The 23,599-nt window shown below is 65.9% G+C and carries 20 protein-coding genes and 1 pseudogene; 1 reads left to right on the top strand and 20 read right to left on the bottom strand.

Annotated features, from left to right (window positions below):
- Position 1: 1 nt before the first annotated feature.
- From QTI17_RS31390 to QTI17_RS31295, 20 genes and pseudogenes are all read right to left on the bottom strand, one after another.
- Positions 2-2,104 carry a phage tail protein gene (locus tag QTI17_RS31390; RefSeq protein ID WP_286537788.1) on the bottom strand — a complete coding sequence of 701 codons (2,103 nt, stop codon included), beginning with the start codon at positions 2,102-2,104 and terminating at the stop codon, positions 2-4.
- The gene (locus QTI17_RS31385) at positions 2,101-4,032 is read right to left on the bottom strand and encodes a putative baseplate assembly protein (RefSeq protein WP_286537787.1); all 1,932 of its coding nucleotides are present in this window, start codon (positions 4,030-4,032) and stop codon (positions 2,101-2,103) included. Before QTI17_RS31385 ends, QTI17_RS31390 begins: the two co-directional genes overlap by 4 nt.
- Positions 4,029-9,266, bottom strand: coding sequence for a baseplate J/gp47 family protein (locus QTI17_RS31380; RefSeq protein ID WP_286537786.1), 5,238 nt, complete (start codon positions 9,264-9,266; stop codon positions 4,029-4,031). Before QTI17_RS31380 ends, QTI17_RS31385 begins: the two co-directional genes overlap by 4 nt.
- Positions 9,263-9,682: a GPW/gp25 family protein gene (locus tag QTI17_RS31375; protein ID WP_286537785.1), complete on the bottom strand. Its 420-nt coding sequence runs from the start codon at positions 9,680-9,682 to the stop codon at positions 9,263-9,265. Before QTI17_RS31375 ends, QTI17_RS31380 begins: the two co-directional genes overlap by 4 nt.
- Positions 9,683-9,686: 4 nt before the next feature.
- Positions 9,687-9,983, bottom strand: a complete 297-nt coding sequence (locus QTI17_RS31370) for a PAAR domain-containing protein (RefSeq protein ID WP_286537784.1) — start codon at positions 9,981-9,983, stop codon at positions 9,687-9,689.
- A gap of 13 nt (positions 9,984-9,996) precedes the next feature.
- Entirely contained in the window at positions 9,997-10,641 is a 645-nt protein-coding gene (locus tag QTI17_RS31365; protein ID WP_286537783.1) for a phage baseplate assembly protein V, read from the bottom strand.
- Positions 10,638-11,750, bottom strand: coding sequence for a phage late control D family protein (locus tag QTI17_RS31360; RefSeq protein WP_286537782.1), 1,113 nt, complete (start codon positions 11,748-11,750; stop codon positions 10,638-10,640). The genes QTI17_RS31365 and QTI17_RS31360 overlap by 4 nt, the downstream gene beginning before the upstream one ends.
- Positions 11,728-12,426, bottom strand: coding sequence for a CIS tube protein (locus QTI17_RS31355; protein ID WP_286537781.1), 699 nt, complete (start codon positions 12,424-12,426; stop codon positions 11,728-11,730). Before QTI17_RS31355 ends, QTI17_RS31360 begins: the two co-directional genes overlap by 23 nt.
- 3 nt (positions 12,427-12,429) lie before the next feature.
- Positions 12,430-13,308 (bottom strand): hypothetical protein, encoded by an 879-nt coding sequence (locus tag QTI17_RS31350; RefSeq protein WP_286537780.1) that lies wholly within the window; start codon positions 13,306-13,308, stop codon positions 12,430-12,432.
- A complete protein-coding gene (locus QTI17_RS31345) occupies positions 13,305-13,736 on the bottom strand; it encodes a phage tail protein (protein WP_286537778.1) in 432 nt (143 codons plus the stop codon). Before QTI17_RS31345 ends, QTI17_RS31350 begins: the two co-directional genes overlap by 4 nt.
- A 10-nt stretch (positions 13,737-13,746) precedes the next feature.
- Positions 13,747-13,920 carry a DUF6760 family protein gene (locus tag QTI17_RS31340; RefSeq protein ID WP_286537777.1) on the bottom strand — a complete coding sequence of 58 codons (174 nt, stop codon included), beginning with the start codon at positions 13,918-13,920 and terminating at the stop codon, positions 13,747-13,749.
- Positions 13,920-14,309 (bottom strand): hypothetical protein, encoded by a 390-nt coding sequence (locus tag QTI17_RS31335; protein ID WP_286537776.1) that lies wholly within the window; start codon positions 14,307-14,309, stop codon positions 13,920-13,922. The genes QTI17_RS31340 and QTI17_RS31335 overlap by 1 nt, the downstream gene beginning before the upstream one ends.
- Before the next feature lie 11 nt (positions 14,310-14,320).
- The gene (locus QTI17_RS31330; protein WP_286537775.1) at positions 14,321-14,764 is read right to left on the bottom strand and encodes a phage tail protein; all 444 of its coding nucleotides are present in this window, start codon (positions 14,762-14,764) and stop codon (positions 14,321-14,323) included.
- 12 nt (positions 14,765-14,776) lie between these two features.
- Positions 14,777-16,219 (bottom strand): phage tail sheath family protein, encoded by a 1,443-nt coding sequence (locus QTI17_RS31325; protein ID WP_286537774.1) that lies wholly within the window; start codon positions 16,217-16,219, stop codon positions 14,777-14,779.
- 150 nt (positions 16,220-16,369) lie between these two features.
- The gene (locus QTI17_RS31320; RefSeq protein WP_286537772.1) at positions 16,370-17,635 is read right to left on the bottom strand and encodes a hypothetical protein; all 1,266 of its coding nucleotides are present in this window, start codon (positions 17,633-17,635) and stop codon (positions 16,370-16,372) included.
- A 24-nt stretch (positions 17,636-17,659) separates the two neighbouring features.
- On the bottom strand, positions 17,660-18,349 hold the full coding sequence (locus tag QTI17_RS31315; RefSeq protein ID WP_286537771.1) for a hypothetical protein: 690 nt from the start codon (positions 18,347-18,349) through the stop codon (positions 17,660-17,662).
- Positions 18,346-18,930, bottom strand: coding sequence for a Pvc16 family protein (locus tag QTI17_RS31310; protein ID WP_286537770.1), 585 nt, complete (start codon positions 18,928-18,930; stop codon positions 18,346-18,348). The genes QTI17_RS31315 and QTI17_RS31310 overlap by 4 nt, the downstream gene beginning before the upstream one ends.
- Complete coding sequence (locus QTI17_RS31305) at positions 18,930-21,470, bottom strand: ATP-binding protein (protein WP_286537769.1); 2,541 nt, start codon at positions 21,468-21,470, stop codon at positions 18,930-18,932. The genes QTI17_RS31310 and QTI17_RS31305 overlap by 1 nt, the downstream gene beginning before the upstream one ends.
- A complete protein-coding gene (locus tag QTI17_RS31300) occupies positions 21,467-21,661 on the bottom strand; it encodes a hypothetical protein (protein WP_286537768.1) in 195 nt (64 codons plus the stop codon). Before QTI17_RS31300 ends, QTI17_RS31305 begins: the two co-directional genes overlap by 4 nt.
- Positions 21,662-21,719: 58 nt before the next feature.
- Positions 21,720-22,163, bottom strand: a pseudogene (locus QTI17_RS31295) (Tn3 family transposase); the annotation flags it as partial.
- A gap of 187 nt (positions 22,164-22,350) precedes the next feature.
- Between QTI17_RS31295 and QTI17_RS31290 the strand changes: the two are divergent.
- Entirely contained in the window at positions 22,351-23,511 is a 1,161-nt protein-coding gene (locus tag QTI17_RS31290) for an IS30 family transposase (RefSeq protein WP_286537766.1), read from the top strand.
- Positions 23,512-23,599: the final 88 nt, after the last annotated feature.

The raw sequence follows: 23,599 nt of genomic DNA, 5'->3' as shown, positions 1-23,599 counted from the left end.
CTCATGACCAAAGTGTTGGCGAACGCCCGGCGGGCAGCCGCGCGTGTCCGGTAATGGCGTCCCTGCCCAGGCGCGGTTGCGGCGCCTCCACGAGAAGCTGTCCCTCGGGGTCGGCATCGAGCGGCTGAGCGTGCCAGCGCAGCTCGACACGCAGGTTCCCCGGCAGCGTTGAATCCAGCAGCCGCGTGAGCCAGGGCCGGGATGCGCGCTGCGCGGCACCGTCCACGTACAGATCGATGCGCAGCCGCCCGGCGAGATCGCGCGTGGAACTGGGCATTGCGCCGGCGCAGGGCAGGCGGGCGGTGCCGAGAATGGCCTTGCGAGACAACACCGTGGCGCTGCGGGGCAGGCCGGCGAGCAGCGCAGGCAGCGCGCTGCCCCGGCGCGCGCCGCCGCCAAGGGTCACGAATCCGAAGTCCACGTCCAGGTCGGAGATGCGAAAACGCGGTGGCTGCCCTGGGAACAGGCTCTGGAGCAGCAGCGCCAGTCCGCCGCGGGTACCGCGCTCGGCGGCGAGTTCACCGGCATGGCTCACGATGGCGCGCTTCTGCGTCGGCGTGAGTGCGTCGTCCCAGGGCAGGCCCAACCATTCGGCCAGCTCGTCGAGCCATTCCGGCGGCGCGGTGTCCGGGTGCACAAGACCGCCGAGCGCGCCGATGCGCCGGTCTAGCTCCTGGGAGGTAGCCTCCAACGTGCCGACCAGCGCGCCGAGGAAGTCCCCGGGCTGAGCGGCGGTACGGCGATAGATGGCGGGGAGCTGCTGCAGCATCGCGCTCCCGGCGTAGGAGACGCTCATTCGCGTGAGCGCGGGCAGTGCGGAGCGCGGCGTGGCGCGCAGTGTCACATGCACCCAAAACGCGCCAGCACGCGCATCCTGCAGCGGGAAAGCCATCGGTGGCGCCTGGCTGTCGAAAACGGCGCGTCGCGCGCTGCCCGCGAATGACACCGGCGTGCTCCAGTGATCGAGCGACGCGCTGAGCCACGCAAGCCGTTGCGATGGCGGTATGCGCGCGTCGCGGGTGATTCTGAGCGCGCGTTCGGCGAGCTCAGGGTCTTCCGTCCAGCCGTAGCGCAGCTCCAGCGTGGTGCCCTCGGGCAATGTCGCCCAGGCGTCGACGCGTTGCCACTTGATCTCCGCGTCGCTGTCCGGCGCGCTCAACAGCGGCGTGACGAGCTCGGCCGCGACCGCGGTGGAATCTCCGGCGACCGTTGCGCGATCGTGCACGTCGACGCCGCCGACATGGCTCACGGCGAGCACACCGTGTCCGCCCGCGATGCCGGTGCCGGGCTGCGCCAGCGGCAGACTGTCGATGAGCTCGGCTTCTGAATCGAGCGCGAGCGCATGAGGCGCCGAGCCAAAGTCCGCCCCGTCGACGCCGACCAGGAACACTCGGCCGCGGCCGTCCGAAGACAGAGCGCTCGCGACGAAGCACGGGCTGAAGGCGCCGAGCTGCCGTGTCCACGCCGGCGTGCCTTCGCCGCGCTCCAACGCCACGAGCCGCGTGCCGCCCTCGTCAAGCAGGAAGATGCGCCGCTGGGCCGGTAGATTCGCCATCAGCGTGGGCGCGAGACCCGCGTCGATCCGTGCCAGCGTGGTTGGCGTGCCGCCACAGCGGACCTGCAGAATCTCGCATCGCTGCTGGCGCTCGATCAGGACCAGCAGGCCGGTGCTTTCGTCGGCGGCCAGGTCGATGACGCGGGCGTCGGGAATGTCCAGTACCTGGCGACGCGTGAGTGTGTCGAGCTCGAAAGACTCCAGGGTGCCGGGCGCACTGCCTGCAACCCATATCGCGTCCTGGGTGACCACCATGCGCATCGCCTGCGCGATGGCCAGCGGTGCGGTGCGCTGCTCCGCTGCGGCGTCGCTCGGGAGTGCGCGCAACAGCCGCCCGCCGGCATCGCGCCACAGCAGTTCGCCCGCGCGAGTGAGCATCGGTGCGAACGCGCCAACCGAAGCGAGCGTGCGCGCCGTGCCCTGGTAGGGCGCCTGCGGCCTCAAGCCCGTGCGTGCAGCGCGTGATTCCCGATCGGCGCTCGCGAAGAGGCAGGCGTCCCATTGCGCGGCAGTGACAAAGGAATAGGCGGCGGCGCACGTGGCACTCATCGTGTGCCTCCGGGCGAAGCGCGCACCGCGTCGATGCGGCTCGCGACAAGGTCGAGGCGCGGCAGCTCCACGCGTTTGAGCAGCAATTGCTTCACATCCTGGCCGTCCGCCGACATCGTCAGCGCGACGATGCGACGCACGCCGGGCACGGCGCGAATCATCGCGGCCAGATCACGCGCGCTCACCGGCGCGCCGAAATCGCGCGGCGTGTGATGGGGTCGCGGCACCAGCGTGAAGGCGTCGCGCAGCTTGTTCGTGACTGCCGTCGCGATCTCGTCCGGGTCGCGGCGCGGCAGCACCTCGACGCTGGCATGCAGGCTGAAAGCGCGATAGCCCGGTGCGCGTACCAGCAGGCGTGTCCCGAGCGGCATGCGAGGCAGCAACGCGTTCCGGACCGCGGCCAGCCAACGCGCCGTCTCGGGAGGCTGCGCAGGCTCTTCGGGCATGGCGCGTGCGCGCATCACGAGCAGCGCGATCTCGCGCTGCGCATCCGTCTGCGGCTTGATTGCCGGCACTTTGGCGCGCGCGACCTCCAGGTCCGCGAGCCCAAGCGCGGCCACCTCGATGTCGCCGGCCGTGACCAGCGCATGCGACTCGCGCAGCCGCCGGCGTGCTTCGCGACGCAAATCCGAATCGCTGTTCGCGTCGCTGCCGCCGTCAATGGCCTCGGGGTTCACGCCGAACACGCCGACGATGCCGCGCACCATCCAGTGCTGATTGCGCGGGGTGTTCGCGCCGACGCCGTCACAGTAGGGGTAGTCGATGAAGATCTGACTCTCGAACGGCGGCAGGAACCCGTTGACGCCATTGCCGAACAGCAACGATTCGTCGGCGGTGTCGAGCTGGTAGTCGCGATCTGCAGGTCCGCTCGACGCCAGGTCGTCGACGCGCCGCCATGCGTGCCGTGCACCCTGTTCGACGGTCACCACTGCGAGCGGCGAGACGCCGGCACCGAAGCGCAGGCCCGGCTGCGCGAGGCGAAGGCGTTGCGACGGGAGGCCGAGCGCGGCATGTGCTTCGTTCTTGATCACGCCACCTTGAACGATGGGCAACACACCGGGCTCGATGCGCAGGATGCGCGGTGGCCGCGCAAAGCCGCGCACCGCCGAGATCTCCACGCTGAAGACAGCCGGCGAGTCTGGCACCTGCGAGACGTCGAGCAGCAGGACGCCGCTTTGCATGAAGCCGCGCGTGCCGTCCTCGATCACGGGCAGTTCGATGCGCTCGGTGCCCGCGCGGAGCGTAACCGCGAGCGCGGCGGGGCCGAGCCGTGGAGAAGCGTCATTGGCGGCGCCTGCAGCCGGTGCGTCGACGCGCACGCCGATGGGCCATGCGGCGCCCTGCGCGAGCTCACGCCGCGAAGGGAACAACCCACGATCGCCGTTGCTGGCGAATTCGAGTCGCAGCACGTCGCCAGGCCCGGCGGCCGGACCAAACGGTTCGAAGGCGCGATCGCCATGTTCATTGGTGCGCGTCTGGTCGACACGCTGTCCGTCCGCAAGCCGCGTACGCAGCGCGACGACGCGGCCAGGCGTCCAGAGGATGCGTTGCGTGGGATGAAATGCCGGCGTTTCGCTGTTCGTGGTGCGCACCACCGACTCCGGTTCGAGCACCATGGCCTGCTGAAAACCCACGAAAGGTGAATCGGGGTCACTGCGCTGGGGCCACAGGCTGCCATGGGCGGGTGCCGGCCCGGTGGCGCGCACGCCCAGCAAGGCGGCGTAGCCGGCGCGTTCGTCGCGCCGCATGCGCGCCAGGGAATACAGCTGCGCCTCGCTCACCCAAGCAAGGAGCTCCATGAGCGTGATGCCGGGATCGTGCGCGTTGTAGTCGGTCCAGCGCGGCGCGAGGCTGGGCAGGCGTGAGCGGCCGGCTTCGAGCAGGTCGTCGAAGCGGCGATTGAAGAAGTCGGGTGCGAGCCGTCTCATATCGGCAACTCCAGCGGCTCGAAGTGGATGCGCAGCGCGTCGTCGGCCAGCATCACGAGCTCATCCGCCCGCCATTCCGAGCGCCACGGCAGTTCGTTGCCCTGCGCGTCGATCTCGACCATCTCGATCTGGTCGATGCCCGCCAGATCCGGGGCACTCTCGAGTGCGAACGCGACGTCTTCTTCCGTCGGCGCAACGCCGAGCGGCCATCCGGATGCCGAGACGCCGCCGGTCGCGGTGTCGAACAGTCGCACCAGCGATTGCTTCGCGTCCGCGCCGAGCCGGCCGGCATCGTCGAGGCTCGCGACGCGCAGCGCCAGGCGCAGCCGCAGGCGCCGCACGTGCGGCGCGACGATCGTCACCGCGTCGTGGCCGCCCAACAAGGGGGTGGCTGCGCTCTGAAGCAAGCGCTTGAGCTCTCGACGCTGCGCCGCATGGGGCGCCGGCTGCGGCCCGCGCATGACCACCACCAGCTTGAGGCCCTGTGCGCTGCGGAAGGCGCGCGCCTGCGCGATGTCGGGTGAACTCTGCAACGCCAGGTCTTCGAAGTCGGACGGTGAGAGCGCACGCTCGCGATGGCGCAAACGCGCATTGCCGAAGCGCAGCACGCGCTCATCCGCTTCGGGTGGTGATCCACCCGCAGCGCGGTCGGCGGCGAATGCCGCCTCGACGCTCTCCACAGGCGTGATCAGTTGCAGCGCGGTGCGCGCGGTCACCTTGTTGGCCGGCACTGATTCGCCGCCATCGGCCGCAGGTTCGGCGCGCCGATAGCTGAAGGCCACCACCGCGTCGCGACCGATGGGTGGAATCATGCCGTGCAGTCCGTCGCCGAACTGGATTTCGCCGGACTGCTCGTCGAGCGAGTAGACGCGTTCGCGTGGACCTGCGTCGTCCGAATCAGGCACTTGTCTCCACAGTACCCAGTCGCCTTTCAGGTCGGGTTCGTTCGACTTCACACTGGCGCCGTCCTGGTCCACCAGCTGCTGGCGCTCCTCATCGTCGAGCGGCTCCCGGACCCGCAGTTCGAGGGTGTCCTGGAGCAAGGGCGGCCGCGCGACTTGCACGGTGAGCTTCGGCCGCCCATCGGATGAGCCGAGCGGCTCGCGCGTCAGTGTCTCGGCGGCGGTCGCCCACGCTGCATTGAGATAAGCGCCGCGAATGACGGGTTTCCAGTCGATGTTGGCGGAAGTGCGCGAAGGACGCAGGCGAATCCAGCTCAGCGATCGGCCGAACAACTCGCGCGGGCTGGGCTTGACGGGGAACGACATCGACAGTAGGCCGTTCTCACCGAGCGCGCGCGTCGTATCGCGCACAGTGAGTGGTTCGAAGCGATCTTTCCCCAATGCGTGGACGGCGAGCGGTGCGAAATCGTCATGCGAGCGCTCCTCGACAAGCAGCAGCAGGTTGATGGACTCGCCCACCAGACTGGCGTCGAAGCCCAGCAACAATGACGGTCCGTCCGGGGCCGCGACGGAGGCCGCGGCGGCGCCGGTGCCTTTGACCGCAGTTTGCACGAGTGCCCGCTGGGTGGTGCAGTCGCAGGTGCTCGCGATGGCAGCAGACGCGGAACTGACCGGCGGCAACTCACCCCGTCCTTGCAGGCGCTTCGTCAGCAGGGCGAGCGGTACGAAGGCTTCGATGCTTGCCCCCGGAGTTCTATTGGCATTGCTCTGGTCGCGCAGCGAACCACTGTCCACTGTGAGCACCGCCTCTGGAAACTTCGCTTCTTCCAGCGCGTAGCGAATGCGCATGGCAACCACGAGCGGAGGATGAAAACCGCTTGCATCGCGCTTGACGGTCTGTTCGGTCGAGCCATTCGCATTGGTCGCCGTCACTACCGTGACCTTTTCACGGCCGTAGTCCCCGCCGATCAGGCGCGCGCGGATCCAGTGATTGCTCTTGCCGGACACCTCGGTCGATGCCAGCGTGGGTGGCACGGTGAATTTCAGTCGGCCGGTGCTCTTGAGATTGGAGGTTTCGTCGACGTCGAGCTTGAGCTTCGCCCAACTTGTGCCGTTCCAGTATTCCCAGATGAGTTCGGGGTTCGTACTGGTCTCGCGCAACTGCCGGGTCCACGCGGCAGTTGTCGCGTCCAGCAGGAAACTGACTGGATTTGCCGTGGTGGGTCCAGTCATCCAATTGTGTCTGAGCACGATTCGGCTGGGATGGCCGCCTGCGCTGATGCTGAAGGGATCGCCGACCTGCGCGTTCGGTACGAGGCCATTGAAGGCGAACGACGCAGCGGTCAAATCCGTCACAGTGAGCTTTGCCGTGGTCGCAGCGCTCAACGAAAAGTAGGGCGCAATTTGCGCCGCCAACGTGACGCCGCGGAAGTATTCGATCGGATCGTTGATCGCACCGGGCAGATGCGGATTGGGTGCGAGCGTGGCAACATCGGGATTCGGCCCAAGCGGGTCGCGCGTGACTCGACAGAAGACGCGATTGCCGCTGTTGCCATCAACGACGGTCAGCCAGTCGCCGGTCGCGGTGATGTTGTCACCTGGCTCCAGGATCAATTCTGTCGTCGACTTTTTCTCCCCGTTTTGTCCCGTGCCCGGTACGACACTTCGAAAAGCGCGCAGATGCGGATCATCAGAAACGCCAAATCTTGCGATTCCGTTCGACGTCACAAGCGAGAATAGGAATTTGCCATTGAGACTTGCAACGTAGCCTCCTACCCGCGCGGCCTCAACCGGCGCTGCGCCCGCATCGATCAGGACGAAATCGTTCGGGCTCAGCAGGGAGAGGCTGTCCGTGACTAGCCCTATTTCGAGCGTCGCCGAATCAGAGATGCGCAACTCGGGATTCCAGGGACTGATCCATGCGTCCGCCTGCGTGCCAGGAACGACGACGAAGCGATCGAGAACCACCGGTGCGCCTCCAAACGGCCCGACGTCCTCGGGTGCCATGGATTCGGAGTAGGTTGGCACGGGGGCGCCGTCAAATGGCGTCCAGCTCAGCAGCCAGCTTTGGTCGGCCGCCGCGGCGCTCACCACCAGCGTGACGTTTGCGGCGGCGCCGGTCAGCGTCGCGGGTGCGAGCTCGAGCGATTCTCCCTTGATCTCCGCACTTGCCAGCTGTGCGCTCGCTGGCGGCCTCAATGGGGCCGCAGCCGGTGTGACGGTGCCGTCGGATCGCACTTCGACTGCGGCAACAACGGCAGGCGAATCGGATTCGTGCCAGAACACGCGTACGGCAGTCACTCCCATCCCCACGTCGACCTTGCCGGCGACGGGGACGGTGGTGGCGATGGCACCATTGGTGTGCGGCACACGTCGGCACGTGCCGTTGGCAGCGATGAAATAGACGTTGCGATTTCCGCCGTTGACCACCACTCCCACCAGCCCGTCCGCCGAGTTGCCGCTCCAGACTCCGCCGGCAACTCTGGAGCACACCGGTGCTATCGAACTCAGCTTGCCGACCAGCGCCGCGCCGCCTTCACGTAATGGCACTGCCGCCCATGGCGTGCTCAGAGTGCCTTCGTCGGCGCCGTGCGTGAATAGCGCGCCGTTGAGCAGGGCGAACAGGGTCGCCGGTGCGACGAGGTGCACCAGCCCATCCAGCGACGCGTCGGTGGCGACATTCGCATTGACCGGGCCGAAGGAGATCCAGCCGCTGCTCTCGGGATGAAAAATGCTTTCTTTCCAAACCCACACTGTCGCGTGTGCCGAGACGCCCGTGAAAATGGACTGCGTAAAGAAGCCCGCCGAAGATGCTGTCCACACCGCCGGCCGCCAGGGCGGCTTCTTCGTGAGTGCGATGGGCGCGCCCTCGGCGACCATCGAATTGGCGCGCGGCCTGGGCGGTTGCAGGGGATCGCGGTCCCGAAACTTCGTGATGGTGCCCGAAGCCCCGTTCACGAGATACAGGTGCAGAGCGGAATCCTGGCCGACTCCGGCAACGAATCTGTTTGCAAGAATGCCGGAACGCAATACGCCGAAGGAATTCACAGAGGGATCGGCGAGCTCAAAGCAGATTGAGACCTTCGCGCTCTTCTTCGAAAACGCATCCGCGCATCCGAGCGAGAACGCGTCGAATTGCTTCGGCTCGCGGCCCATCGGGTAGAAGAGGCTGGTGAGCACTAGCGGAATCGCGTTCGTGAATCCTTCAGCCTGGGGCAGTGATTCAGTCGGTGTGCCATCGTCGGGGCAAGGTTTGTCGCTTGCGTCGTGATTGATGATGAGTTTGAGTTCCTCGACGTCGAGCAATGCCTCCTCGCCATCGATGTTGGCTTGCCGTGCGCGGATCCAGCGATTCGCGGCGCTGTCGCCGATCTTTCTCGACTCGATCGATCCGGCCGGCTTTGTCAGCACCACCGAACCTGGCCGTTGCTGGTCCGCGAGTGCCATTTCCACCCAATCTGCGTCGGCGTCGGGCTTCAGCGCGCTCTTGCCCCAGTACTCGAACTTCGCGTCTATGAGGACAGCCGCGTTGGTGATCTCAATGGTCGCCGGCGCTTCGATATCGAGCGCGTCGTTGTCGCCGAGGTAGATCTCATGCGTCTGCCAGTTGCGAGCCTTGCCGAACACATCGAAGCTCGTGACGCGAGTGGCTTCGCTACGGGGTGCCAGACCTGCCGTCGATTGGATTCCTGGCTCGATCGTCACCAGATCGCCTTCGACCGACTTCACCAGATACTGGCTGCCGTCCATCTCAATGAGCACATCAGGCGCGAGTCCCAGTGCGGGGTCTAGCTGCAAGCGCGTGTCGCCGGCATTGGCGAAGTTCTTGAGCGTCCAGCGATCGGGCGAAGGCTCCAGCGGGGCCAGACTGCTCAGACCGCCCGGTGGGAGGAAGTAGCTGTCATGGACCGGGTCGACACCAACCAGTAACTCGAGCCGGCCCGGCACCAGCTTCACATCGCTCTCTGTTTCGAACACCACGCTCGCGCCGTCGACATCGGCCTGCAGCCGCACCGGGTGCGGTGCAAGTACCGCATCGGTGGCGTTGTCCGCCAGCTTGAACGCGACCGGCATCCGCGCCGGACGCGCCGCCTTGCCGCGCAGCGCCAGCCAGTCGAGCAAGCCCAGCGACAGTTTCTCGCCGGCGCGATCCAGCCGCTCCGCCACCTGTGCGCTGAAGCGCGCAGCCACATCGATCAGCGCGGCACCGAAGCCGCCGCCCGACTCGTCGATGTTCCAGTCGCGCACCCAGGCGTGCGCGCGCTCGGTAAGCTCGCCGCGAAAGTCGTCGGCGCGGCGCGCATCGAGCCTGGGGACTTCGCGATCGGTCACCGCTGGCCTCCCTCGCGGAAATAGAACGGGAACACCAGGTTCCCCACCTGGTTGGTCTTGCGGATGCGATAGTCGACTTCAATCGTGAGCCGGCCGTCGGTGAGTTCAGCCGACTCATCGACGTTGACTTCCATGAGTTCGATGCGCGCCTCGCAGCGGCGAAGCGCGTCTTCGATCACCGAACGCACGCGCTGCAGCGTCTCGCTGTCCATGGACGCGAACACCAACTCGTGGATGCCGCAGCCGAAGTTCGGGCGCATCACGCGCTCGCCGGGCACGGTCTCGATGATGATCCGGATCGATTGACGGATGTCCTCCTCGTACTCCGCTTCCGCCACCTGCCCGGTGCGGTGGTCGAGCTTCACCGGCATCCACCAGCCGCGTCCCAGGAAGGCTTTCTGTTCGTTGAAATCCATGATGTCACCCGATGAGCACGGTGAACGCGCCGGTCACGATGGCGTTGGGCGCACCCGCCTCGACGATGCTGTCGCCGACACGCGCCGCGGGCATGCCGCCGATTAACACGGTGGTGCTGCCGACCGCGACCATCCCGCCAAGATGCGGCTTGGCAACGTCCACCAGCGGGCAGGCGTGCGTGTCGATACCCGCGCGCCACGCCGGCATGCCGCCGATGAGCACCGTCGGGCAGCCCGGCCCGGGGCCGAGCGGCGTGCCGTGTGAGCTGGTGTCGCCGACGCGCGCGGCAGGTTGTCCCATGGCTGGTTGCTCCTCAGTTGATCATTACGGTGGCACCGTTGAGCGCGAGCTTGCCGCTGGCCTTCACGTCGCAGGTGCCGGTGGCGGTGAGCTCGATGGACGCGGCCTTGATGGTCAGCTTGCCGCTGGCGCTGATCTCGATGGCGCCGCTCCGGCTGTCGATCTTGAAGTGATTGCCCTTGTCGTCCTGCACCGCGACGCCGTTGTCGTCGATGAGCACCTTCTTGCCGTCCTTGAGCGACAGCTCGAGCGATTTCTGCGATCCGTCGTTGAAGCTCAGGTGATGGCCGGCGCGCGACTGGATGACGCGCAGGTCGTTCTTGCCGTCGCTGTTGGCGAAAGGGGTCTTGGCCTTGCCGCCGAACAGGGCGCCCAGGATGATAGGGAAGCGCAGATCGCCGCGTTCGAAGCAGACCGCGACCTCGTCTCCCACCTCGGGAATCATCGCGAAGCCCCGGCCGTCGCCGGCCATGGGCTGCACGCAGCGCGTCCAGTCGCTTTCGCGCGGCTGGTCGAACCAGGTGTAGCGCACCTTCACTCGCCCCCAGCCCTGCGGGTCCTTGTTCTGCGTGACGATGGCGATGCCGACACCTTTCACGTAGCCGCCGTCTTCGACGCCGGTTTCGGGGGGCGCGGTGCTCACGGCTGCCAGACTCATAGCGCGGTCTCCTTCACCTTAAAGCGGGTGCGATAGCCATTGCCGTCGACCTTGTGCGTCGCCTGCTGGATGTAGTAGACCTTCGAGAACAGCGCGCCGAGGTTGTCCAGCTGCACGTTGCGGTCGGGTCGGATCTCGGGGAGCCCGAGCGCGTCGGCATCGCCTGTCAGGAACTGCTTCGCGCGCTCGTTGAGCGCAGCCTTGGCGCGAGCGTTCGCCTCGGCCTGCGTGAACACGGGCTGGCGCAGGCGCAGCGTGGGTTGCTTGGAGGAATCCTTGACGAACGTCTTGAGCCGATCGCCAGCGCTCCGGGATTTGCCGTCGAGTCCCGATTCCTCGCCCGCCTGCGCCTTGCCGACGATGGTCTCTTTGGTCTTGGGATTCCAGCCGCGCACCTCGACTCGGGTGACCTGCCCTGCGAGGTTGGCTTCTGGCTTGAAGGACAGCAGGCCTTCGCCCCAGGCGAGCCTCACGACCGCGTCCGCCTTGTCCTTCGGCTTGTGAAAATGCAACGTGCGCTGTTCGTCGACATAGATCTCGAAGTGATTGCGGTCCGCGAGCTTCTTCAAGAACTCGAAGTCGCTCTCGTTGTTCTGCTCGATCTGCGTGTGCTGCTCCTTCGTGTCTTCGACTTCGGCGTTGAGGTTGTGGAAGCTCGCGATCTCGTGCACCGCGTCGCTGTCTCGCGACTTGGTCCAGGTGCGAGAACTCTTGCCATTGGTCAGCGGGAAGGAGTTGTCGTAGCCGGCAATCGACAACTCCGGGGTGCCCGACTCCGGGAAATTGGTCGTGATCTCGGTGATCAGCCCGCTCACGATGCGCGGCATGGTGCGCGCGTCGCCATACCCCATGTAGACGTCGACCTGCGCGCCGAAGGTCAGCAGGTCGAGCAGGTTCTTCCCGCGACCGGTGTAAAACGCGCGCTTCTCGATGCTGTAGGCGTCGACCACCGTGAAGCTGAAACGGCTCGCAGCGCCCAGCACCAGGTCCGCCTCCACCTGCGAAATCGCGACGAGCGCGTCACGAATCAGGTCATCCGCGCCCACGCGGATCGAAAAGGCCGGCGCGTAGAACTCGCCGTATTTCCTAGAGAGGGTCGCCAGTTCCACCAGGATTCTCCATGAGAGGGACGATAAGCCAGTCACCGGGAGCGATTTCTCGCGGGTCGTCGAGATCGTTGGCCTTCGCGATGCGGACCCATTCGTTCGGGTCGTCGTACTCGCGCGAGGCCAGCAGCCACAGGCTGTCGCGCCCGACGATCACACGACGCTTGCTCTTGTCCGCCGACTCGCGCCGCGGCTCTTCGAGCTGGCGCCGCAGCGTGCGGTATTCCTTGAAACTCACAGACAGGCTGGCGCGAGCCGGCGTGCCGTCGGGATGGAATCGCGTCACCTTGCGGCCCAGCTTGTCGATGACGGCGGTGAACTCCATCGGACCCCAGTTGAAACGCACCGGCGACGGCGCGTGCAGGTCGCGATCAATCTCGAGCAGCTTGGAAATGGCCTTGAGCCGTGCGAGCAGGGGCTTCTGTTCCTTCTTCTCGCGGGACGTGGGACCTTCCGGATCGGTGTAGTCGTCGAGGAACAGCTCCATCGACAAGGCATCGAGTTCGCCGTTGACGAACTGCATCAGCGGCGTCCCGAGGCCGGGGATCGGGAGTGCCTTGTAGGCGTTGGTCCGCTCGAAGCTGTATTCGGCCGGATTGAACAGCACGCCGATGACCTTGCCCTGGTCCGAGCCAGCGAGGACGGTGATGGTGGCCTTCTTAAGTTGCTGCTGCGCCATGATTCAGATTCCCCGCCGCTCGCGCTCGATTCGCAGTCGTTTCTCCACGCGCCGGATCACGTCGTCGGCCAGCCGGTCGGCGATCGCGGGGTCCAGCAGATTCGCGCGCACCGCTTCGCGTGCCTGGCTCGCTGTGACCGGAGCGGCGACGGGCGGCGCAGCGCGTGCGAAGGCGGTCGCGGGTGCGGCTGTGGACGCTGGGACGCTGATGTCCGTGCCCGCCGTAGCGTCCGTGACCGTGACCGCCTCAGGCAGCGCAACACGCCAGACCAGCGGCGCGACGGTCGATGGCCTGCGTGAGCGGTCAAGAACTGCCTGCTCGGGTGCGGGTGCACGCACGATGAGCGTCGGCAGCGCGATCGCAGCCCGACCTGGACGCCGTGCCGTGGAGGTCGCGGCATCGCGACCTGGAACGGCGGTAGGCGAGGGCGCCGCAGGCATGAGAACCGAGCGGTCCGTGTACGTCGATTCCGTGCGTGCAGTGCCGATCAGCTGCACGCGCTCGCTCCGCAGGATTGAGAACCCGGTCCATTGCCGATACAGATGCGTGTCGTGGATGCGCATGTGATGCAGCGCCAGTTCGCGCCGATCGGTGTGCTTGACGGCGGTGCTGCGGCCGATGAGCGGCGCGGCGGTGGGGCGGGAGGTGGCGGCGGCCACGCGCGGCGTGCCGGGCGCCGTCGCCGCTGCGTAGTGAAGGTGCAGCACCAGGCTGTGGTGCCGATGAACGGCGTGCGCGGAGACGCGCGCAATCTCCGTTTCGGGGCGCCGCGTGCTCCGCGGCCAGCGCAGCAACAGCGGGCGCCACGAGGTGACCGGCGCCACGTGCAGGGCGAGCCGCAGACGTCGCTGCAGGCGGGTGCGCAGAAGGCGCGGCCTCATAGATCCCTCCGCAGGCCGTGGTGCGCAAGTTCGACGCTCTCCATGAGCACCTGCGACGAATACGCGTCGAGATCCGAGCAACTCCACTTCACGGGGAATGCGCTGTCCGCATGCCAGGCCAGTCCCGTTGCCGGCACGCCAGCTTCGGTTTGCAGGCGGATGGATACCTTGCGGCGCACGACATCGCCGTTGGCCACGTCCTGGGTCCATTGCCACAGGTTGGTGAACGCCAGGCCGCGCTCCAGCACCAGCGGCGGGTAGGAGATTTGCGAGACGAGCTTGTGCTCGTAGTCGTTGACTCCGCCTTCGCGAAACGATTCATGCTTGATCTCGCGCGACAGCCCCTTGACGCGCGCGAATGCCGCGCTCGCGATGCCCTCGATCTCGACGAGGAAGCGAAAGCCTCGGAGCGGGTCCAATCGTGCCATATCTGTCTCACTAATCGAACGGGTTCGCAGGCGTGCCGTTGCGCGCACGGTTGACGGCGGAGATTTCCGCGCACCAGCGACGTCGCTCGCGGTGCTCCAGCCGCATGAGATCGCCATGCGACCAGTGGAAATGCATAGCGATGAAGGCCATTTCCTCGTAGAGCGTCTTCACGGGATAGGCCATCAGACTTCCCCCAGCGCGGTCATCCTGCGCAGCGCCGGGCCGCCGCCGTTGACCGCAGGCTTGGGGCTGCCCTGCGCGGTCTCTTCATCGCCGTTGAAGTGTTCGTACAGACGCTGCAGATAGGCCAGGTCGCCGGCGAACAAGCCTTCGATGACGCCGGTGTGAATATCGGCGAGCGAACCCAGGCGCACGATGACGCGCGACAGCACGATGACCGTGAGGTAGGCCTCGTTCTGCGTCACGCGCGGGTCGCGCAGCGGGAGGATTTCGTCCGCGGCGGTGGCGAGCCGCATGACGCCGCGACGGTGGAGGGTGCCGGCGTTGTCGACATAGCCGCGCGGCAGTTCGAACTCGATTTCGGTCTGGAAACCCGGGTTGCCGGTGTTCATGACTGGGTACCTCAGTTCTTGCGCTCGATGCCTTCGTTGACGAATTCGAGCAGTTCGATCATCACTTCATTGCCCTTGGCATTCAGGTCGCTCGGGTCGTACTTGACCGGCCACGCGTCGGTGACGACGAAGCGGGTCTTGTCCTGGCCGGCCTCGTCCTGGACCACGATGGTGATGCGCTTGCGCTGCTCCAGGACCTGCCCGGCCGACACCGCGGCGTGCCAGTTGAACAGGTCGAGCGAGCCGGTGCCGATCGAAATGCCGTACTTGAGCGTGATGTTTCCGTACTTGGTGAGCCCGGAGAGCTTGCGCACGTGCGGCGGATCGGTGCCCTCGCGATAGTCGATGGCCTCGACCATGGTCTCGGCGATGGCGACTTCGCTGAATCCGGCAATGGCGAGGTTGTCGATCTCGAGGCGGAAGCGGAAATTTCGCAAAGGATCATTGCGTGCCATGGTGGCTCCCCGTTAGCGCGGCGCTTCCGCCGTGTTCTGGAAGATGCGGAAGATCACGAACTCCGCGGGACGTACCGGCGCGATGCCGATTTCGCAGATGAGTTTTCCGTTGAGGATGTCGTCGCGCGACATCACGGTCTCATCGCAGGTGATGTGAAACGCTTCCTCTTCCTTGCGTCCGAACAACGCACCTTCGCGCCACTGGGTGCGCAGGAACAAGCGGGTCGTATCACTGACCCGCGCCCACAGCTTCGGTTCGTTGGGCTCGAACACCACCCATTGCGTGCCTTCGTAGATGGAGCGTTCGATGAAGATGAACAGCCGCCGCACGGGCACGTACTTCCACAGGCTGTTGGAGGCCAGCGTGCGTGCGCCCCAGACGCGGATGCCGCGGCCGGGAAAGCGCCGGATGGCATTCACTCCCCGCGGATTGAGCGTCTCCTGGTGCGCGTCGTTGATGTCGTATTCGAGATCGAGCGCGCCGCGCACGATCTCGTTGGCGGGTGCCTTGAAGACGCCGCGCTCGACATCGGTGCGCGCGAACACCCCCAGCATGTGACCGCCCGGCGGGACGATCTTGCGCGCCCCGGTGCTCGGATCGGAGATGGCGAGCCACGGGTAGTAGAACGAGGCGTAGCTGGAGTCGGTGATGGTGGTGCGCGGATCGAGTCCAGTGGGATTGGCGCTGCCCTTGCTGGCATCGATGACGGCGAAGCGGAAGCGCATGCGCTCGCAGTGTCCGATGATCGCGAGCCGCGTGGCCGGGTCGACATCCGGCGCGTAGACCAGCGCGACTTCGCGGTATGGGTCGAGTTCGAGCGCCGCGAGACCCTGCTCTTCGGCGCGTTGCCCCGCAACGGCGCCCGCATAGTCGGTGACGTCGAGGTCACCGCCGTCTTCGCCCTGGTCGGCCAGCAGGCCGTTGAACGCAGCGGGCGCTACTCCCGCCGCGACGCCCGACTTGCGCACCAGGACAATCAGCGCCGAGGCGTCCGGGCCCTGGTTCTTCGGGCCCTTGTCCATATCGATGAAGTTGAGCCGCTTGCCGTAGTAGTCCGGGAGCTTCTCGTTGACGACGAGATCGTTGTAGTCTTCAACGTAGGGGCGCGGCGAACGCGCATCGTTGGCGCTGTCGAAGGGATCGTATATCTCGTCGCCCTCGGCGAAGTACGCGACTCTCAGCCGAAAGCCCACGGGGATGTTGTTCTTGTCGCGCGTGATGCTCTCGCCCACCCTGGCCCACACGCGTTTGCCCCAGCTGCCGGCGCCGGCTGCCCGCAGGAAGAAGTCACCGGCGTCCGCCTGCGCGGGCGTCGCATCCTGGTCGACGAGACGACAGACGAACAATCGCTTGCCGCCGTTCTCGAAGAATCCGCTGGCGGCGTAGGGCAGGAAATTGCCTTCTCCGAACACCCCGCCGAAGTAGCGGGAGTACTCCTTGTAGCTCGTCACCATGAGTGGCTTCGTGGGGCCTCGCTCCGCCGCGCCAAGGAATGCCGCGGTGCTGGTCGGCACACCTTCGATCGGGCGCGGTCCACGCTCGATCTCTTCGATGAATACGCCGGGTCTTAGGTATTCGGGCATGAGAGTTCCTCCGCCTGGTCGTCAGGACGCTGAATTGGGATTGCCGGTGGGCGTCGCTGTGCCCGCGGGTGGCGTCTGGGCCGTTGCGCCGCCGTCGCCGCAGCACTTGGTGGTGGGCGTGCCGCCACCGCTGCCACTGCCGCCACTGCCGCCGCCGTTGGTCTTCGGCTGGTAGTCCTTGCACTCGATCGGCTTGCCAAGGCGAATCTTCGCGTCGGCCGGCAGGCTCTTGATGCGCGCGTCGATGCCGGCCTTGAGGCTGGTGATTTCCGCGTCGACGGCGGCGAATTCGGCACTGGCCTTGGCGAGCGCCGCCTTGGCGGGGCGATACGCATTGGTCGCCAGGCAGCAGATCAGGTCCGGGAACAACTCGGGCTTGATCAGGAAGGGCTGCGGCCCGACCAACCGCTCCCGGATGTTTGACAGGCCGATGTTGGGGCCGCAGCAGTCGTCGCGGGAGTTGGGCTTGTCGCAGCCGCACAGCGCGACGAACTTCTTCTGCACGCAGGTTACGGCGACGTCAGCGGGTGGCGCGATCGCCAGATGCAGCGGCACGATCCTGAAGAACACGTCGTACAGCAGCTTGTTGAGCTCCGGGCCCAGCATCTTGCCCGTGTTGGCCGCGGTGGCGTCTGCCAGGTTCGCCTTCAAGGCGGCGTCGATGGTGGTGAACGGGTCCTGCCACGCCAGCATCACCTTGTTGACGCTGTCGAACGCGTCCGCCTGGATTTCGCGCTCGCGCCACCACCAGTAACGCTGGTCGTAGAGGCTGTTCGTGGTGGTGTAGAGCACGTTGGTGCCCTTGAGGCGCCGCTCATCCGCAGCGATGGTGTTGATGAGCGGGCAGATCTCGCACTCGATTACGCACCACCAGCAGGGCACATTGCAGAGCAGTTTGCGAATCACTTCGCAAATCAGCTTGTCGTTGTCCTGCCAGCGTTTGAGGAGATCCGTGTACGCCTCCGGGGTGTACTTTGCGCTCGCGGCCTTCATCTTGGCCAGGAAGCCTTCGAGCTCCGCCTTCGACTTCTTGGCTTCTTCGCCGATGGCCGCGGTGGCGGCTTCGGCACGGATCAGGTCGTCGAGACAGCCCTTCTCGGGCTCGGGCGCCGGCGGGCAACTGCAGCAGGTCTCGCAGGGATCGGGCGGCGGCGTGAGGGGCGGGGGCTCGTTCTTGTACGGCGGCTTGGTGCAGTCCGCGTCGGGAGCCTTGCCGTGGGGCTGCGGCGCGGGGTCCTTGCCACACTTGGGGTCGGTGTTGGTGTCTTGCGACGAATCCTGTGTCATGGCGGTGTTCTCCTCGAGCCGGTTTCAGACGTTCGTGAACTGGTCCCACGCGAAGCTCGGCACGTCCGCGACGTAGCCGGGGCGGATCTGATGTTCTGGCGAGAACATCGTGACGCCGCCATGGGTGGCGGCGACGCGCACGCGCATGCGACCTTGTGCGTCGGTGCGCGCGACCTGATTGGGACCGAGCCGCACGATCACGGCGAAATCGCCGGCGGCATCGGTCAGGGATGGAACTGGAGCGTCGTTCCAGGCGGGTGGGGGTTGGTTGTCGTCCTGCCACTGCAGCCAGATGCGATCGAAAGGCAGGGCCACCATCGGCAGTGCCGCAGCGGCGCGGACGAGCGTGCCGCGTACGCCGGTGGTGCCGGTTTCGAAGGGATAGGCCGGCGTGGGCGCGAGTTCGACACGGACAACGTCGTACTGTTTGGCCGGCGGCGGCCCGGGCGGCGCGGGAGCGGCCACGCTCGCCGGCAGATAGGGCAGCGCCTTGGGATCGACGCTCACCTCGGTGGGGACGGCGCCGGGCTCGGCCAGCCACACGAAGCGGCCTCCGAAGTTCACGACGGGCTTTCCGGCGAGGCCGGCCACGCGCACTTCGATGCCGTCGCGAATCAACTCGCCGTTGACTGCGTCGATGGCTTCCACCACGAAACGGAGGCGGCGTTGCCAGGCCGTCTCCGGCGGGGCTTTGAGCACGAATGGTGCGGTCATGGCGGGCCTTCCGTGCCGCCCGGCGCGGTGCGCACGCTGTCTTCACCGACCGGCGCGGCCTCGGCGGCCGGCTGAGCGGGATCGATCCACACCGGTGACGCCACGTAGGCCACCGAAGTACGGTAGTTGGCCGCCGGGAACAGGTTCCAGACGCGGCTGATTTCATCGGTACTCAGCGGCTCGAGGGAAACGTGCACGGTTTCGTGGTTGACTGCCGGCCCCGTCAGGTCGGGATCGACTTGAAGCTCGCGTATCGCGTAGCCGAGCGCGCGGAGCAGAGGTTCTTCGCTCTGGCCGGGTCGGGTGCCGACGGTGATGAGGAAGTACAGGTCCAGCGGCAGCGAATCCCGGTAAACGACGATCTGCGGCGGTGTCCTGGCGTCAAGCAGGCGCCTTTCGCGATTGCGCAGACTTGCATTGGGCATGACGCGATACAGGAAAAGAATCAGCGCCGCGCCCGTGGCGTCCGGGTCGTCGAGCGGTCCCACGAACACCGTGCCGGGGACCGTGGATGCGGTGAGCGCGACCTGCAATCGCGCTGTCAGCGCCTGGGTCGTATTGAAGATGGCATCGGCGCTCATCACGCTACCCTGTTGAGCACGATCGGCTCGATGGCAATCGGCGGCAGGCCGAGTTTGGCGAGCTCGGCGCGACTTGCCGCGGCGATGTCTGCCAGCGTGATCTTCCGGTCGGCCGCGGCGGCGAGGAATGCGGCCTGCAAGGCGATCTGCCGGATGTGGCCGCCGGTCAGGTCAAGCTTGCGGGCGAGCTGACGGTAGGCGGCATCATGAAGTTCGTGACTGCCGGTTCCCAGGCAACGACGCCAGATGTCTTCGCGCGCTTCGGCATCGGGGCGCGGAAACTCGACGATGAAGCGAAGGCGTCGCAGGAACGCGGGGTCGATGCTTTGGCGGGCGTTGGTAGTGAAGACCGCCACGCCGTCATACGACTCGATGCGGGTGAGAAGATAGGAGACCTCCTGCGCGGCATAGCGATCGTGGGCATCCTTGAGCTCGCCCCGCTTGCCGAGCAGCGCATCAGCCTCATCGACCAACAGAACGGCACCGCACTGCGACGCATCGCGGAACACCGCGTCCAGGTGTTTCTCGGTTTCGCCGATGTACTTGCTGACCACCTGCGAGAGGTCGATTCGGAGTACCTGACTGTTGAGAGCCTGGGCAATGGCGAGTGCAGACATCGACTTGCCCGTGCCGCTCGGCCCGTGGAAGAGGGCACAGACGCCACGGCCGTAGTTGAGCTGCTCGCCGAACTTCCACTCATCGAGCACCCGTCGCGCGAATTTCACGCTGTCCACGATCTGCCGTAGCTGCTGCTTGCGCTCGTCCGGCAGCACCACGTCATCGATCGTGCAATGGGGCTGGAGGCGGACTGCCATATCCGAAATCGTTGCCGCGGCGACGTCGCGGCAGGCTGCGACGAACCGCTGCGTGCGCTGCGCCGGGCTGTCGTCCGGTTGACCGCGGGCACGTGTCAGTCGCAGCGCTCGCTCCCAGCCGTCGGCTTGCAGCGGGACCTGCTGCTCTAGGGAATCGAGCAACTCTTCGTCAAGGGCGAGGCCCATCTGCTGCGTGGCCGCCTGCAAACTGCGGCGCCGCGCGAGTTGCGGCAGGCAGCTGTCGGGCACCACTTCGATGCGATTGCCGCTCAGCAAGCCGATGCACCACGACAGGTTGGTGCAGATGATCCCTGCGCGACAGCCCATCGCCGAGAAAATGGCCACCAGATGTCGCAATGCGTCTTCGCTATCGGCGGTGGCCGTCACCGTCGTGGCATCGAGCAGCAGCGGCCGACGCGTCAACTTGGCCAGGCGCAATAGTCGCCGCGCGGTTTCGCCGTTCTCGGCAACGTCGAGCGCCGCAATGCGATGGGCCTGTACCCGAAGGAGTGGGTGGTGCAGCAACACTGCGGCGCGTTCGAGCGTCGCGTGCCAAGTGGCAGTCTGATCACCGTTGAACAGCAGCCAGTGCGGATCCCGGCCTTCCGCTGTCGCGGGCAACTGCAGACGCTGCAGCAGGCGCGCGACCGGCAGGACGTCCGGGTCGCTTGTGATCAGGCTCGCACCGGGCCACGCCGTCGGTCGCAGCACGCGGTGCAGACGGACGTCCTGCTCTAGCGCGTCGGGATCTCCCAGCAACCAATCGACGACGGAGCCGTCCAGGCGCAGCGCCTCGTCGGCGCCGGGCAGTGCCGGTCCGCTTTTGGTGTCGAGCAGCCGCCAGCGCATGAGGTTGCCGGACTTGGCGAGATGCTGACGCACCTGCACCGGGTCACCCAGCAAGGCCGCACAGAGGCCCAAGGTGCCGAAACGCCAGGCATCCTGATGCAACAGCCTTGCCATGAAGTTCTGGTAGGCCGAGTCGAGTTCCGGCGCCAGGGCCAACAAGACAAATCGGAACTCGATCGGCGTGAGCGCGAGACGACGCGAAAGGGCTGCAATCGGCTCGGACATGATGTCGGCGTGCGCCAGGGCATCGGTGAGTGCCGCATCGGCCGTCGCGACATCCGTCTCGTTCGGCAGTGCAATGCGCGTCGTGGCGGGTTCGGCGCGCTGCGCATCGACGAGCGGGCCTTGGGTCATGCCATGGGTGGCCATCTCGCCGCCAAGCTCGAATCCGGCACGGCGCATGAGGGCCTGGATCCAATCCAGCGCGGCGGCCAACAGAGGGCGGTCGCCCGACGGTGTCATCGCAGTGACGGCAACGGAGGCATCCGGAAGCTTCAGGCGCGCGACGCGATCGAGCGGAGCGCGTGCGGCGCGTTCCACCAGGTCGCGCAACAAGTCGATCAACGTAACGAGCCCGGCATCCCTCAGGGCCAACCGCACGACGTCACCGGCGACCTCCACGCACATCACGACAAGTCGCATTCGTTCGGTCAACCAACGCAGCTCCTGCTGTCGCACGGTGGCTTCGGGGCCGACGAGGATCAGCGCGCAGACCTGCGAGTCGGGGATGGTCGCGAGCGCGGCGGGCACGTCGGCGAGCTTGAGCACACCGCCGCCGACGACCGCAATATCCGGATAGCTCCGAAGCGCGGCTTCGATGCCGTCGGCCTGAACGTCATGTGGACTGGCCGCCACGATCACACTGATGGTTGTCACTCGATGTCCGGATGGATTCCAAGAGCCATCAGTAAGCCAGCTTGCGCGCAGCGCGCCAATGCTCCGCAAGGGATCGCTGAAGGATCAGTGCCGGGGCGATCCTCGATGCATCCAAAGATGGTTTTCGGGAAGTGGTACCAAAGTAGATCCTCCGATCGATTGACGCGGTCGACCGGCAATTCATCTGACATCGCTCGGGTTTCATGCGAATCACTTCGCGGTCGGCCAGATCGAGGCCGCCGCATGCCTGGCGCGCAGATTGTCGACCTGAGGATCTTCATCGTCCGCCGGGAGCGCCGAGAGGTGCAGTTCATCGTCGATGCGCAGCCCGCCGGAACGAGCGGCGACAGCCACGGCTTGGACGCCGGCATGCACGCGCATCAGGAGCGGAACAAGGAATTCCTCCGGGGTTGGTCGGCCGCGACAGCCGAGCGTAGTTCCGCTTGGCTTCGGCTTGCCAGCGATCGGCGGGCAGGAATAGGCGCTCTCGGCCACGAAACGTCGGGCTATGGTCGATCCACACCGAGCCGTTGCGCACGGACGACGCAGCGCCAAAAGCGTGGCCACTTCCAGCGCTCGAAAGGCGCGCTCCCGGTCGTAGCCCGAGATGGCATCGCGCCAGACCGATCCGAGCTGAGGTGACACGATGTCTGGCAGGCTCCTGGCGTTTCTACCGTACAGATCGTGCACCTTGGTGCTGGAAACCTGCGACGACTCGCTCAAGGGGGTGATCGTATCTTCGGTGCAGATTGATACGGTTGCTCAAAAAAACCTCAATCGCGACAACCCTTATGAAAGCGCCCAATGCCCGCTCTTTGTTGCGGATTCAACCGGTCGATGCAACACACTGAAGCTGCCGTAGGCAGAAGGAGTGTTGCAGATGGCGTACAGGACAAGAACCTACTACACAGACAGCCAGAAGGCATTGATGTGGGAGCGATGGAGGCAGGGATGGACCCTCCATCAGATCGCTCAGCTGTTCAATCGGTCTCACACGTCGATACAGGGAATCCTGTCGCGTACCGGCGGCATTCGGCCGCCGGAGCGAAGCCGTTCATCGATGGCACTGACGCTCGCCGAGCGCGAGGAGATCTCGCGTGCCATGGTGGCTGGCTTCTCGATTCGCGCGATCGCCGTGATCCTTGGTCGAGCCGCGTCCACTATCAGCCGCGAGATCAAGCGCAATGGTGGTCCGGGATGCTATCGGGCGACCCAGGCCGACCAGGCAGCCTGGGATCGGGCTCATCGGCCCAAGCGCTGCAAGCTGGCCGAAAACCGGATCTTGGCGCGCATCGTCACGGACAAACTTGGCCTGCAATGGTCTCCGGAGCAGATTGCGGGGTGGCTCAAACACACTTACCCTTGCGACGAGACCTGCCACGTGTCACACGAGACCATCTACCGTAGCCTGTTCATTCAAGCCCGCGGGGCCTTGAAGAAGGAGTTGCTGCAGCACCTGAGACGAACGCGAGGCATGCGCCGCTCGCGCCATCACACGCAGAAGACCGACGCCCACGGGAGAATCGTCGACGCCGTCTCGATCAGCGAGCGACCGGCCACGGTTGAGGACCGAGCAGTCCCTGGTCACTGGGAAGGCGACTTTCTGTTCGGAAGCTCCAACAGCCAGATCGCCACGCTGGTTGAGCGTCAGACGCGCTACGTGATGCTCGTGAAGGTCACCGGCAAGGACACGGAGACCGTCGTCAACGCGCTGATCAAGAATGCTCGCAAGCTGCCGCAGGAGCTCTACAAGTCGCTCACCTGGGATCGAGGCAAAGAGATGGCGGGCCACAAGCAGTTCACCTTGGCGACCGACATCCAGGTCTTCTTCTGCGATCCTCAGAATCCTTGGCAGCGCGGAACCAACGAGAATACGAACGGGCTGCTGAGGCAGTACCTTCCCAAAGGCATCGATGTCTCGGCATTCTCACAGGCCAAACTCAATGCATTGGCGCGGAAGTTGAACGAGCGTCCCAGGAAGACTCTCGACTTCCAAACACCGGCTGAGATGTTCAGTCAGATCGTTGCATCGACCGGTTGAATCCGCAGTGCTTTCCGTGCGGATTGATACGCCAGCGTCTGAATTCCGGAGCCAACGCCGCGGCTAGGCAAACGGCTCACAGTCGTTG

This window comes from Variovorax sp. J31P179, assembly GCF_030316985.1.
In the GTDB taxonomy this organism is placed as follows: domain Bacteria; phylum Pseudomonadota; class Gammaproteobacteria; order Burkholderiales; family Burkholderiaceae_C; genus Variovorax; species Variovorax ginsengisoli_B.
This window is presented reverse-complemented; position numbering and strand designations above follow the sequence as displayed.